Origin of the sequence: Bradyrhizobium monzae, from assembly GCF_021458635.1 — a bacterium.
GTDB lineage: Bacteria > Pseudomonadota > Alphaproteobacteria > Rhizobiales > Xanthobacteraceae > Bradyrhizobium.
The window spans coordinates 147,165-160,198 of sequence record NZ_JAIRDQ010000003.1 but is presented as its reverse complement, the minus strand read 5'-3'; the positions used below and the strand labels follow the sequence as shown (position 1 = coordinate 160,198).

The 13,034-nt window shown below is 64.6% G+C and carries 10 protein-coding genes; 5 read left to right on the top strand and 5 right to left on the bottom strand.

Features of this window, described 5'->3' with window-relative positions; translation table 11 throughout:
* The first annotated feature begins 67 nt into the window (after positions 1 to 67).
* The gene (locus K3F49_RS14255; protein ID WP_234681578.1) at positions 68 to 1,999 is read left to right on the top strand and encodes an alkyl/aryl-sulfatase; all 1,932 of its coding nucleotides are present in this window, start codon (positions 68 to 70) and stop codon (positions 1,997 to 1,999) included.
* Positions 2,000 to 2,176: 177 nt separating this feature from the next.
* On the opposite strand, the gene K3F49_RS14250 is transcribed toward K3F49_RS14255, so the two are convergent.
* Positions 2,177 to 3,247 carry a glycosyltransferase family 4 protein gene (locus K3F49_RS14250; RefSeq protein WP_234681577.1) on the bottom strand — a complete coding sequence of 357 codons (1,071 nt, stop codon included), beginning with the start codon at positions 3,245 to 3,247 and terminating at the stop codon, positions 2,177 to 2,179.
* 274 nt (positions 3,248 to 3,521) lie between these two features.
* Here K3F49_RS14250 and K3F49_RS14245 point away from each other — a divergent pair, with 274 nt between their 5' ends.
* The 4 genes from K3F49_RS14245 to K3F49_RS14230 are packed head-to-tail and all read left to right on the top strand — an operon-like array spanning position 3,522 to position 9,430.
* Positions 3,522 to 5,285: an ABC transporter ATP-binding protein gene (locus K3F49_RS14245; RefSeq protein ID WP_234681576.1), complete on the top strand. Its 1,764-nt coding sequence runs from the start codon at positions 3,522 to 3,524 to the stop codon at positions 5,283 to 5,285.
* A gap of 59 nt (positions 5,286 to 5,344) precedes the next feature.
* Positions 5,345 to 7,549, top strand: coding sequence for an amylo-alpha-1,6-glucosidase (locus tag K3F49_RS14240; protein WP_234681575.1), 2,205 nt, complete (start codon positions 5,345 to 5,347; stop codon positions 7,547 to 7,549).
* Positions 7,550 to 7,571: 22 nt separating this feature from the next.
* Positions 7,572 to 8,093 carry a PRC-barrel domain-containing protein gene (locus tag K3F49_RS14235; RefSeq protein ID WP_234681574.1) on the top strand — a complete coding sequence of 174 codons (522 nt, stop codon included), beginning with the start codon at positions 7,572 to 7,574 and terminating at the stop codon, positions 8,091 to 8,093.
* Between the two features lie 23 nt (positions 8,094 to 8,116).
* Positions 8,117 to 9,430, top strand: a complete 1,314-nt coding sequence (locus K3F49_RS14230) for an MFS transporter (RefSeq protein ID WP_234681573.1) — start codon at positions 8,117 to 8,119, stop codon at positions 9,428 to 9,430.
* 39 nt (positions 9,431 to 9,469) lie between these two features.
* Here the strand turns inward: K3F49_RS14230 and K3F49_RS14225 are convergent, their stop codons facing one another.
* The 4 genes from K3F49_RS14225 to fixL all read right to left on the bottom strand — a co-directional run bounded on the left by K3F49_RS14225 (position 9,470) and on the right by fixL (position 12,906).
* Positions 9,470 to 10,168 (bottom strand): helix-turn-helix domain-containing protein, encoded by a 699-nt coding sequence (locus K3F49_RS14225; protein ID WP_234681572.1) that lies wholly within the window; start codon positions 10,166 to 10,168, stop codon positions 9,470 to 9,472.
* Positions 10,169 to 10,271: 103 nt separating this feature from the next.
* Entirely contained in the window at positions 10,272 to 10,694 is a 423-nt protein-coding gene (locus K3F49_RS14220; RefSeq protein WP_234681571.1) for a response regulator, read from the bottom strand.
* Between the two features lie 73 nt (positions 10,695 to 10,767).
* Positions 10,768 to 11,385, bottom strand: a complete 618-nt coding sequence (fixJ, locus tag K3F49_RS14215; RefSeq protein ID WP_234681570.1) for a response regulator FixJ — start codon at positions 11,383 to 11,385, stop codon at positions 10,768 to 10,770.
* A 3-nt stretch (positions 11,386 to 11,388) separates the two neighbouring features.
* On the bottom strand, positions 11,389 to 12,906 hold the full coding sequence (fixL, locus tag K3F49_RS14210; RefSeq protein WP_234681569.1) for a sensor protein FixL: 1,518 nt from the start codon (positions 12,904 to 12,906) through the stop codon (positions 11,389 to 11,391).
* Positions 12,907 to 13,034 lie beyond the last annotated feature (128 nt).

Genomic DNA, 13,034 nt, shown 5'->3' with positions numbered 1-13,034 from the left:
GCGGTTGGAACCGCAATCAAGATGCGGTTAGATGCTCCTCCAGACAAGACGAGCCGGGAGGACGCCAATGACCGAGATTTCCAGCAGCGAGCCGAAGGACGCAACGCCGTCCGTCATTGCGCAGCAAACGGCGATGCTGAATGCGCTGCCATTTTCCGACACGCGGGATTTCGACGACGCCGCGCGCGGCTTCCTCGGCACGATCGAGCACGCGAAGGTCACGAATCCGCAAGGCAGGACGGTCTGGAGCCTCGAGCCCTACGGCTTTCTATCCACCGAGCAGGCGCCGCCGACGGTCAACCCGAGCCTGTGGCGGCAGTCGCGGCTCAACATGGAGCACGGCCTGTTCGAGGTCGTGCCCGGCGTCTACCAGGTGCGCGGGCTCGACATCGCCAACATGACGCTGATCGAGGGCGACAGCGGCGTCATCGTCGTGGACACGCTGACCTCGATCGAGGGCGCCCGCGCCGCCCTCGATCTCTATTACAAGCACCGCGGCCAGAAGCCGGTCGCGGCCGTGATCTTCACTCACACCCATACCGACCACTGGGGTGGCGCGCGCGGCGTGCTGGAGGAGGATGCGCTGGCTACCGGGCGGGTGCCGATCATCGCGCCGAACCTGTTCATGGAGCACGCCGTCTCCGAGAACATCATCGCAGGCCCGGCGATGCTGCGCCGGGCGCAGTACCAGTTCGGACCGTTCCTGGCCAAGGGCGCACGAGGGCAGGTCGATTGCGGCCTCGGCAAGACCATGGCGGCGGGCGCGGTCGCGCTGTTGCGTCCGACCGACCTGATCATGGCGACCGGAGACAAGCGCGTCATCGACGGCGTCGCGTTCGAATTCCAGATGGCGCCGAACAGCGAAGCGCCGGCGGAGATGCACTTCTTCCTGCCGCGCTACAAGCTCCTGAACCTCGCCGAGAACTGCACGCATAATTTCCACAATCTGCTGCCGTTCCGCGGCGCCGACGTGCGCGATGCGCTGGCGTGGTCGAAATACCTCAACGAGGCGCTGCAGCTGTGGGGCGGCAAGGCCGAGGCGATGTGCGGCCAGCATCACTGGCCGGTGTGGGGCCGCGAGCGCATCGACACCATGATCCGCGAGCAGCGCGACCTCTATAAATTCGCGCATGACCAGACCATCCGCCTGATGAACCACGGGCTGAATGCGGCGGAGATCGCCGAGACGATCCAACTGCCGAAGAGCCTGGAGGGCGCCTGGCACGGCCGGGGTTACTACGGCCATATCCGCCATAACGTGAAGGCGATCTATCAAAAATATCTCGGCTGGTACGACGCCAACCCGGTCAATCTCGATCCGCTGCCGCCGGTCGAATCCGGGAAAAAGTACGTCGAGTATATGGGCGGTGCCGAGGCGATCCTCGCGCGTGCTGCCGCGGATTTTGACAAGGGTGAATTCCGCTTCGTGGCGCAGGCGCTCGGCCATCTCGTCTTCGCTGAGCCGGACAACCAAGCCGCTCGCGCGTTGCTGGCGGATACACTGGAGCAGCTCGGCTATGCCGCCGAGAGCTCGACCTGGCGCAACGCCTATCTGTTCGGTGCCCAGGAATTGCGCCAGGGCATGCCGAAGATGCCGCCGCGCCCGCTGATGCCGCGCGAGACGCTGGCAGCGCTGCGCACCGAGCAGCTCTGGGACGTGCTCGGCATCCGCCTCAACGGCCCGAAAGCGGAGGGAAAGCACATCGTGCTGAACTGGAATTTTTCGGATACCGGCGAGAGCTTCGTGCTCAATCTTGAAAACTGCGCGCTGACTTATGCGGAAGGCGTGCAGGCCGACAATGCGGATGCCAGCTTCACGCTGGCGCGCGCGACGCTGGATGAGGTGATCGCGAAGCTGACGAGCTTTCCGGAAGCCGTCGCTGCCGGCAAGGTCAAGCTGTCAGGCAACCCGATGCGGCTTGCCGAGCTGATGGGCCTGATGGACGAATTCCCGCGGATGTTCGAGATCGTGGAGCCGAAGCGGACGGTGGTGGTGTAGGCACGGCAGCTGCCGCACATTCCGTCATTGCGAGCGCAGCGAAGCAATCCAGAATCCCTCCGCGGGCAGACTCTGGATTGCTTCGCTGCGCTCGCAATGACGCGTTGATGGAGCGGGGCGTTATACATTCAACCGTCGTCCCGGCGAACGTCGGGACGACGGTTGTGCGTGTGGCTACTACTCCGCGCTGCTCACCAGTTTGATCCGCGGCGCCTGCGCTTCCGTCATGCTGCGATACGCCGCGAGATAGTCCAGTGCCATTCGCCGCGCCGTAAAGCGCTTCTCGAACTGCTTGCGGATGGCGGTGCGGTCGAGTTGCGCGAGGCGGTTGACGACGCCGGCGGCGCTGAGGATATCCTCGACCACGAAGCCGGTGAGGCCCTCGTCGATGATCTCGGGCACCGAGCCGCGGTTGAAGGCAACCACCGGCGTGCCGCAGGCCATGGCTTCGATCATCACGAGACCAAACGGCTCCGGCCAGTCGATCGGCAACAGCAGGCCGAGCGCGCCGCTCAAAAAGTCCGACTTCTCGTGATCGCTGATCTCGCCGATGAAATCCACCAGCGGATTGTTCACAATCATCGGCTTGATCAACTCGTCGTAATAGTCCTGGTCGGCACGGTCGACCTTGGCTGCGATCTTCAGCGGAATGCCGCAATGCATCGCGATCTTGATGGCGCGGTCGACGCCCTTCTCCGGCGCGATGCGGCCGAGCACGGCGAGATATTCCTGCTTGGCCGGCTTCGGCGTCAGCAGATTCTCCGGCAGGCCGTGATGGATCGTCGTCACCCAGTTCGCCTGCGGTACCGGCCGTCGCTGTGCGTTCGAGATCGAGATGACCGGCATCCTGGAGAAGGTATTGAAGACAGGCTGATGCTCCGGCAGATCGAGCCGGCCATGCAGCGTGGTCAGCATCGGTGTCGGCTGCCGGTAGAACAGCGACCACGGATAATAATCGAGATGGAAGTGGAGGAAGTCGAACTCCTCGTCGTCACATTTTTGCCGCACGCGCTCCAGGAGCACCATGTGGAGCGCGTTGGGATCGCGCACGGAACCGTCGAGGCGAAGCGCCCGGGGCCATAAAGCATCCAGTTTCGCCGACGTCTGCGAGTCGCCACTGGCGAAAAGTGTGACGTCGTGACCAAGGGCAACCAACTCTTCCGTCAGCCAGTGCACCACCCGCTCGGTGCCGCCATACAGCTTGGGTGGAACAGCCTCCGTCAACGGAGCTACCTGCGCGATGCGCATCTCAGCTTCTCCTCTGTGTGATCATGGAAATTAAAGCCCCTACCGAGTTCGGCACCGGCATGCCGCGGAGGGAACGTTCTCGCATTTGCGAAGTTCCTTTCCCCGAACGTTACTTCTTCGACACACTGCAGCGTGGCCGCGATGATGCCATCTCCTCTTCTCACATCGTCCGCATCCGCATGTCGTGATGGGCTCGCCCGGGAACTGAGGCGAAGCAGTCGATGTTCAATCGGCTAAGAGAAAAATTGAAATCATCACGACGGGGTCGCAACGAATGGATCATCTTTCTGGATATGCGCGCAGGCCATTTGCCTTTGTCTTGCGCTATCTACGGCGGCGTTTGGCGTCGCATCTGGTGATCCTGGGCACCGTCGTTGCAGCGGTTGCCTGCTCGGTAGGCACGCAATACGGCGTCAAATCCCTTGTCGACGCCTTGTCCGCGGGAACCTCCCATGGTGGTAGCGTATGGCTGGCATTCATTCTGCTCATGTCACTGATTGCCGCCGACAATTTTCTGTGGCGGATCGCGAGCTGGACGGCCAGCTTCACCTTTGTGCGCGTCACGGGCGATTTACGCCGCGACATATTTCGTCATCTGACCGGACACGCGCCGAGCTACTTCTCGGACCGAATGCCAGGCATGCTGACCAGCCGCATCACCGCCACATCCAATGCAGTGTTCACGGTCGAGAACATGTTTGTCTGGAATGTGTTGCCGCCATGCATCGCCACAATTGCGGCGATCCTGCTGATTGGAACCGTGAGCCCGTATATGGCTGCGGGTCTGATCGTGATTGCCGGCGGCATGGTGGTCGCGATGTTCCGTCTGGCCGCAGCCGGAAAGCCGCTGCATGACGATTTTGCCGACAAGGCGGCCGCCGTCGACGGCGAGATGATCGACGTCATCAGCAACATGCCGCTGGTGCGTGCCTTCTGCGGCATTGGCCACGAGCATGAGCGGTTCGACGCCACGGTGAATCGGGAAGTCAACGCGCGCGGGCGCAGCCTGCGTTATCTGGAGAAGCTGCGGTTGCTGCATGCGGCGGTGACCGTGCTCCTGACCGTCGCGCTGATGGCCTGGGCGGTCACGCTCTGGCAAAAGGGCGAGGCGACCACCGGCGACGTCGTGCTGGTCTGTACTCTCGGCATTTCCATCCTGAGCGCGACCCGCGATCTCGCGGTGGCGCTGGTCGATGTCACCCAGCATGTCGCACGCCTGACCGAGGCCATCGCCACGCTGCTGGTGCCGCACGAACTGCGCGATCACCCCGAGGCCGAGCCGCTGGTCAAGACCGGCGCCGCGATCGCGTATAACAACGTCACCTTCGGCTATCCCGGGGCCGAGAAGATCTTTGAGCGATTCAGCCTGCGGCTGCAGCCCGGCCAGCGCGTCGGCCTGGTAGGCCAGTCCGGCGGCGGCAAGTCGACCCTGTTCACGCTGCTGCAGCGCTTCTACGATGTCGACGAGGGCAGTGTGACCGTCGACGGGCAGGATATTGCCATGGTGACTCAGCAGAGCTTGCGCGAGGCAATCTCGGTCGTGCCGCAGGACATTTCGCTGTTCCATCGCTCGATCCGCGAGAACATCCGCTATGGCCGGCCGAATGCGACCGACGACGAGGTGCTGCGTGCGGCAATCGCGGCGCGCTGCGATTTCATCGACAGCCTGCCGGACGGCCTCGACACCATGGTGGGCGACCGCGGCGTGAAGATGTCAGGTGGCCAGCGCCAGCGCATTGCCATTGCGCGCGCCTTCGTCAAGGACGCGCCGATCCTGTTGCTGGACGAGGCGACCGCGGCGCTCGACAGCGAATCCGAGGAGGCGATCCGCGAGGCGCTGGCGCGGCTGATGCGCGGCCGCACAGTGATCGCGATCGCGCATCGTCTCGCGACATTGCGCAATTTCGACCGCGTGATCGTGCTCAAGCACGGCAAGATCATCGAGGACGGCGCGCCCGACCGGTTGATGCAGGGCCACGGTCCGTACCGTGAGCTGGTGACGCAGGAAATGAGCCGGCTCGCGAAGTTCGCCGCGTAAACCCAACAGTTGCGTTTGCGTTGGTCGCGTTCGAAAAACAAGCCGCAGGGGAGCAGCTCATGGCAATCGAAGCCGCAACCAGGGTCATCCTGGCATCGCAGACGGTAGAGGCCGTCGTGGAGCAAGCGTTCTACATTCCGATGACGGGGCCCGCCGCCCGACCGCGGCGGTCGCTCAAGCACGACGATACTTTCATCGTGCTGGACAGCCACGGCGACATCGGCGCGTCGGCGGGCGGGCCGGATGGCCTGTTCAACCATGACACGCGCTATCTGGCCCGGCTGGAACTCGTGCTCGACGATCTCCAGCCGCTCTTGCTTGGCTCGAACCTGCGCGACGACAATTCGGGATTGACGGTCGATCTGACCAATCCCGACATCTATCGCCAGGGCCGCATTGTCCTGCAAAAGGACCTGCTGCACATCGTGCGCACGATCTTCCTGTGGCGCGGCACGGCGTATCAGCGCATCGGACTGCAGAATCACGGCGAACAACCAGCCAGTTTTGAGCTGACACTGCTGTTCGACAGCGATTTTGCCGATCTGTTCGAAGTACGCGGCGAACGGCGGCCGCGCCGGGGCACCGGCACCAGCAAGCTGCTCGGGCCGACCGACGTGTTGTTTGGATATCACGGCCTCGACGATGCCGAACGCACCACCGGGCTTCACTTCGATCCGCGTCCGACGCGGCTCTCGGTCAATGCCGCGACCTGGCAGCTCGAGCTGGATCCGCATGAGTCCAAATCGCTGTTCGTGGCCGTGTCCTGCAACCGGCCGGTCACGGAGAAGCCGGCGCGCTTCTTCAGGGGCCTGCTCGCGCATCGCCGCGAGTTGCGGCAATCGACGATCGGCGCGGCCAGCATCGAGACCTCCAACAACATTTTCAACGAGGTGCTGTGCCAGGCCATGGCCGACCTCAATATGCTGATGACGGAGACGCCGCAGGGACGCTATCCCTATGCCGGCATTCCCTGGTACTCGACGACGTTCGGCCGCGACGGGTTAATCACGGCGCTGCAGATGCTGTGGGTCGATCCGCGGGTGGCCAAGGGCGTGCTGCGGCGGCTCGCGCATTTCCAGGCGAGGGCGGTTGACCCGCTCGCTGACGCCGCGCCTGGAAAAATCCTGCACGAGATGCGCGGCGGCGAGATGGCGGCGCTAGGCGAGGTGCCGTTCTCGCAATATTACGGCAGCGTGGATTCGACCGCATTGTTCGTCCTGCTTGCGGGGCGCTATGTCGAGCGCACCGGCGACGAGAAAACGCTGGTCGAGCTGTGGCCGGCGATCGAGGCCGGGCTCGCCTGGATCGACGGTCCCGGCGACCCCGATCAGGACGGCTTCGTCGAATACCAGCGTGCCACCGAAAAAGGGCTCGCCAACCAGGGCTGGAAGGATTCGTTCGACGCGATCTTCCATGCCGACGGCAAGCTCGCGGAGGGCAACATCGCGCTGGCCGAGGTCCAGGGCTATGTCTACGCCGCAAAACAGCTCGCCGCACGATGCGCGCTGCGGCTCGGCAAGCCGGATGTCGCGAGGAGGCTCGAGGCGGAGGCCAAGACACTCGCCGAGCGTTTTGAGGAAGCGTTCTGGTGCGAGGAGCTCGGAACCTACGCGCTTGCGCTCGACGGCAAGAAGCGGCGGTGCGAGGTGCGCACCTCGAATGCCGGGCAGGTGTTGTTCAGCGGCATGATCCGCGAGGACCGCGCCCGTCTCGTGGCTGCCGATCTGATGCGGCCGCATTTCTTCTCGGGCTGGGGCATCCGCACCGTCGCGCGCGGCGAGGCGCGCTACAATCCGATGTCGTATCACGACGGATCGATCTGGCCGCACGACAATGCGCTGATCGCGCTCGGGCTCGCCCATTACGGGCTCAAGCACTCGGTGGCCCATGTGTTCAGGGGCCTGTTCGATGCCGCGACCTACATGGATCTGAGGCGGTTGCCGGAATTGTTCTGCGGCTTCCGCCGCGAGAAGCGGCGCGGCCCGACGCTCTATCCGGTGGCCTGCGCACCGCAGGCCTGGGCCAGCGCGACGCCGTTCACGCTGCTGGAGGCCGCGCTTGGCATCGAGTTCGACGTCGCGCGCTGCGAGATCCGCTTGCGCAATCCGCATCTGCCGGCGTTTTTGAACGAAATCGTCCTGCGCGATCTGCGGCTGGGCGAGTCCAGCGTCGATCTGCGCGTCAGTCGCCACGGCCACGACGTGGCGCTGGAGGTGCTGCGCACGCGCGGGCAGGTCCAGGTGTCGATCGTGCTGGCGCGCTAGCGAGCTGCGGCAAGGAGGGTTCATGCGTACCGCCGGATGGTTGGTCCTGAGCGTGGCGATCGTCGCGGGGGTGACGGTTGCCGTATCGCGTGCCGCGGAAGAGCCACCCGCGGCCGCAACCGAGGCGAACGCACCGCCGACGGTGCAGCCGCCGGCTTCGGTTGTGCCTGTCACGCCTAAAGATGCGGCGCCGCCGCCGTCGGTGACGATCATTGGCGCCAGCGACGCCCATGGCGTGCTTGGACGCGACGTGCGCAGTGCGGCGGACGAGGACATGGGCCATATCGTCGACGTCATCGTCGATCTTACCGGGCGCGTGCGCGCCGCCGTGATCGATTTCGGCGGATTCCTCGGCGTCGGCAGCCGCAAGATCGTCGTCGACTGGAACGCGCTGCGTTTCGGCAAGATCACGAACAAGAAGGACAGCATCACGCTGGAATTGACCAAGGCGCAGGTCGCAGCCGCGCCGGAATACAAGGAAGACGCGCCGATGGTCGTGCTCGGCGCGTCCGGCAGTCTTCAACCGCTGCAAGCCATCCAATGAGGAGGGGGGAGGGCTGACCGCCTGTGCTGTTGTCGAGGAAGCTGAATCATGCAGATCGTGAAGGTCGCGTTGAACCCGACAACGTCGCCGTACCTCTGCCTGCGGCCATTCCGGCGCCGTCGCGCCGGAGCCTGCGCGGCCTCGACTGGTTCATCTTCTTTCTCGCCGACGTGCAGACCGGCTTCGGGCCCTTCATCGCCGTCTATCTGACGACGCAGAAATGGACCCAGGTCGAGATCGGCTTGGTGCTGTCGATCGCCGGCATCGTCGCGCTGATCGGCCAGATGCCGGGCGGCGCCATCATCGACGCGGCGAAGTCCGAGCGGCTGGTCGCGGCACTTGCGATCGCAACCATCGGCTGCTGCGCGCTCGCCTATGCGGCGATGCCGATTTTCCCCGTCGTGGTGGCTGCCGCCACTTTGCATGCAGCGGCGAGCTGTGTGCTGGGGCCTGCGATCGCGGCGATCAGCCTCGGTCTCGTCGGTCCGCTCAAGATCGGCGAACGGCTTGGCCGCAACGCCCGCTTTGCCTCGCTCGGCAACGGTGTCGCCGCGGCAGTGATGGGTACCGCCGGATATCTTCTCTCGAGCCGCTCGGTGTTCCTGGTCAGCTTCCTGCTGGCAATCCCGACCCTGATCGCATTGTCGCGGATTCGCGAAGAGGAGGTCGACATCGCGCGCTGCCACGGCGAGATGCCGCGTGAGGCGCCGGTTCCCGGCGACTCCAATATCTGGCATCTGATCCGGCAGAAACCGCTGATCGTCTTTGCGCTGAGCGTGCTGCTGTTGCAGCTCGCGAACGCCTCGATGATGCCGCTGATGGCCAGCGCCGTGACGGCGCGATCGAGCCAATGGGCGACGGTGCTGGTCGCCTTCTGCATTGTCGTGCCGCAGGCGATCGTCGCGCTGCTGTCGCCGACCGTCGGACGCAAGGCGCAGCTCTGGGGTCGGCGGCCGCTGCTGCTGATCGGGTTCGGTGCGCTGACGATCCGGGGCCTGCTGTTCGCGACCGTGCGCGATCCCTATCTGCTGGTAGCGGTGCAGGTGTTCGACGGTTTCACGGCGGCGGTGTTCGCGGTGATGATCCCCTTGATCGTGGCCGACGTCGCCTTCGGCAGCGGGCATTTCAACCTGGCGCAGGGCATTGTCGGCACCGCGACCGGCATTGGTGCCTCCTTGAGCACCGCGCTCGGCGGCTATATCAGCGACAAGTTCGGCAATGCCACCGCCTTCTTCGGGCTAGCGAGCATCGCTGCGACCGGGCTTTTGCTGATCCTGTTCGTCATGCCGGAGACCCGGCGCACGGGCATGACCGCGACAAAAGAACTGGCCGGTTGAACGAGATCAGCCGGCTCCAAGTGGGGGAAGACAAAACGATCAGGCGTCGAGATTGTGCAGGCGTTGACGGTTGCGCAGCACGATCTGGCGGGCGCCGGAGAAACCAAGAATGCCCTGGGCGTGAAGCTGCGACAGCGCCCGCGACACGGTCTCGAGCGTCAGGCCGAGATAGTCGCCGATGTCGCGACGGCACATCGGCAGCGCCATCATGCCGGCTACCGCGAGGCGGCGATCCATTTCCAGCAGGAAGGTCGCAACCCGCTCCATCGCGGTCTTGCGGCCGAGCAGCAGCATGTGGTCCTCGGCGTGGCGCAACTCGCCGGCGGTCATGGCCCAGAGCTTGCGAGCGACCTGCACGTCGGTGCCGGCGGCCTTCTCGAGGCTCGCCCGCTTCACCAGGCGTACGTTGGTGTCGATGATGGCTTCGGCGGCGAGGCGGTGGGTGGCGCCGGATTCGAGGCCGAACACGTCGCCGGGAAGGTGGAAAGCGCCGATCTGGCGGCGGCCGTCGGAGAGAAGCTTGTAGGTGCGGACTGCGCCGGAGACGACCTGGTAGACATATTCCGCCGGCTCGTCCTCGCCATAGATCTCCTCGTCCTTGCGATAAGAGAACTCGGTCGCGACCAGCCCGACCTGACCGGTGATCGCGCCGAACTGGTCGGAGACGGGATGGGCCGGGGCAATCTTGCCGCGAACTTGCGTATTGATCGCCTGGGTGTTGAGCGTCTGGGTCAGCATCTGCGCCATCTCCGTTGTGATGGCGCTTTGGTACGCGGGTTCGGGCGCTTCGAAAATTTCGCGCGATATCTTAAGGGGGGCCCCTTACGTAGAATCCCGTAGGTCAATTCCCGTGGCTGCCCTGAATGGCGTGGCGGATGCGCTTGATCAGGTTTTCGTCGAGCAGCGGCTTCAAGATCACGTCTTTCACGCCTGCGGCCGCGGCCCGGGCCGAGATGTTGCGGTCGGGATAGCCGGTGATCAGGATCACCGGGGTGCCGACGTCGGACTGGCGCAAGCGCTCGGCGAGCTCAATGCCGTTGATATCAGGCATCTTGTAGTCGATCACGTAGCAGTCGGCGCCGGGAGGGCTTGTCGCGTTGAGCAGCGCGGTGGCGTTCCGGAAGGTACGCACCGCGAAGCCGTCGGTTTCCAGCAGGAAGCGCAGCGAACCCAGCACGGCATCGTCGTCGTCGACCACGTAGACGACGGGCTGTGCGGGTGACGCCATTGGCAGCCGCTGATGGTGCGAGCCGATCTCGATCATTCCGATCGCGTAGCACAGCCGGAGGGGACCGGTTTGACCTGCCTCAAATGTGCTTGCCTCAAATTTGCTTGCCTCAATCCTTCAGCATGCCGGCCCGCATCGCCAGCCGCACCAGTTCCGACAGGCTACCCGCCTGCATCTTGGTCATGACATTGGCGCGGTACACCTCGATGGTACGCGGGCTGATGTCGTAGTCGCGGGCGATCAGCTTGTTGGAGAGGCCCGCGATCAGCCCTTCCATGACCTGGCGTTCCCTGGGGCTCAGGGAGGCGACGCGGGCGACGATGTCCTGGGCCACGGCCTCGCTCCTGGCCGCCGGCTCCGCCTGGCGGAGGGCGGTCTCGATCATGGCGGTGAGGCGGTCGTCCTCGAACGGCTTTTCGAGGAAGTCGACGGCGCCGAGCTTCATCGCCTCCACCGCGAGCGGCACGTCGCCGTGGCCGGTCATGATCAGGATTGGAAACGGCGAGTGCCGGGCCTTCAGCTGTTTCAACAGCTCGATGCCGTCGAGGCCCGGCATCCTGATGTCGGAGACGACACAGCCGAAGGCGAGCCGGGGCAGGGTGTCGAGAAAGCTTTGCGCGTCGTCGAACAGAGTGACGCCGAAGCCGGTAGAATCCAGCAGGAAGTTGAGCGAGTCCCGCATCGCTTCGTCGTCGTCGATGACGTAAACATGTCCCTTGGTCGTCATTGATCAGCTTTCGTCCGCTGCTGGCAAGGTGAAGCGGAATGTCGCGCCGCCCGAAGCGTTGCTCTCGGCCACCATGCGGCCGCCGTGAGCTTCGATGATCGAGCGGCTGATCGACAATCCCACGCCCATGCCGGTCTCCTTGGTGGTGAAGAAGGTCTGAAACAGGTTTGGAATGATGTCGTCCTGGAAGCCGGATCCGGTGTCCGACACCGCGACCTCTATCATGTCGTCGGTGATGCGCCTGTTCGTGACGACGAGTTCGCGTCGCGGCGATTGCGCCATCGCCTCCAGCGCATTGCGGAACAGATTGACCAGCACCTGCTGGATCTGCACCCGGTCGGCGAGGACGAGGTCGGCGTTGGGATCGAGACTGAAGCGGAGCTGCACGTTCTGTTCGCGCGCGCCGGCAAGACCGAGCGCGCCGGCCTCCTCGATCAGCTTCGACAGGCTCTCGACCCGCTTCTCGGATTCGCCGCGGGAGACGAAGTCGCGCAGCCGCCGGATGATCTGGCCGGCGCGCAGCGCCTGTTCCGAGGCACGATCGAGCGCGCTCTCGATTTTCGTCGTGTTGGGATCGGTGCTGCCGGCGAGCAGCCGCCGCGAGCCCTTCATGTAATTGCTGATCGCCGCCAGCGGCTGGTTGATCTCGTGGGCGAGCGCGGAGGCCATCTCGCCCATCGCGGTCAGCCGCGAGACATGGACGAGTTCGGACTGCAATTCCTGGAGCCTCGCCTGGGTCTTCTGATGCTCGGTGAGGTCGCGGACGAAGCCGGTGAAATAGGGTTCGCCGCCGGACTGCATCTCGCCGATCGACAGATGCATCGGGAAGGTGGTGCCGTCGCGGCGCTTGCCGGTGACGATGCGGCCGATGCCGATGATGTGCGGATCGTTGGTCGAGCGATAGCGCGCGATGTAGCCGTCGTGGCGGGTGCGGTCCGGCTCCGGCATCAGGATGCTGACGTTCTGGCCGATCGCCTCCTGCTCGGACCAGCCGAACAGGCGTTCCGCGGCCGTGCTGAACAGTTGCATGATGCCGCGACCGTCGATGACGATCATGGCGTCGGGGATCGTGTGCAGGATGGAGCGGAGGTGGATCTCGCGTGTGCGCAGGGCTTCCTCGACCTGCTTCTCCTCGTTGATGTCGAGGAAAATTCCACTGAGATGACGCGCGGCGCCGGCATCATCCCTGATCAGGCCTGCGCGGGCCCTGATCCATTTGCCCAGGTCGGAGGTCCCGGCAATCCTGAAAGAGACGTCGAAGCCGCCGCCGCGCTCGGAGACCTCGCGGATCGCGTCCTCGACGCGTGCGCGGTCGTCGGGCTCGAGACGCGACAGGAGAAGGTCGTAGCTCGCAGGCTGGCCGCGCTCGACGCCGAGCAGTATCCGCGCGGTTTCCGACCATTCCAGTTCGCGCGTCGTGAGGTCGAGATCCCAGGTGCCGACGCCGAACCCTTCGATCCGGACCCGGAAATGCTCGCCGCGATGATCGTCTGGCGGATGCGTCACGCGGGTCGGCGACAAGTAAGGGCTCCCATTCTGTTGCGGCGGGCCGAGTGCTGCGAATGTGTCGACAATCTCGCCCAAGGGCGGGCCGGAGGCAAGTTCGGATCTCTGATTCCATTGGTGGATTTCCCGGCCCACGGCCCCGG

What these genes read in the sequence shown, in the direction of transcription:
- K3F49_RS14240 (WP_234681575.1), top strand. Translation starts at nt 5,345, where the DNA reads ATGGCAATCGAAGCCGCAACCAGGGTCATCCTGGCATCGCAGACGGTA.
- fixJ (WP_234681570.1), bottom strand. Translation starts at nt 11,385, where the DNA reads ATGACGACCAAGGGACATGTTTACGTCATCGACGACGACGAAGCGATG.
- K3F49_RS14255 (WP_234681578.1), top strand. Translation starts at nt 68, where the DNA reads ATGACCGAGATTTCCAGCAGCGAGCCGAAGGACGCAACGCCGTCCGTC.
- K3F49_RS14235 (WP_234681574.1), top strand. Translation starts at nt 7,572, where the DNA reads ATGCGTACCGCCGGATGGTTGGTCCTGAGCGTGGCGATCGTCGCGGGG.
- K3F49_RS14245 (WP_234681576.1), top strand. Translation starts at nt 3,522, where the DNA reads ATGGATCATCTTTCTGGATATGCGCGCAGGCCATTTGCCTTTGTCTTG.
- K3F49_RS14250 (WP_234681577.1), bottom strand. Translation starts at nt 3,247, where the DNA reads ATGCGCATCGCGCAGGTAGCTCCGTTGACGGAGGCTGTTCCACCCAAG.
- K3F49_RS14225 (WP_234681572.1), bottom strand. Translation starts at nt 10,168, where the DNA reads ATGCTGACCCAGACGCTCAACACCCAGGCGATCAATACGCAAGTTCGC.
- K3F49_RS14220 (WP_234681571.1), bottom strand. Translation starts at nt 10,694, where the DNA reads ATGATCGAGATCGGCTCGCACCATCAGCGGCTGCCAATGGCGTCACCC.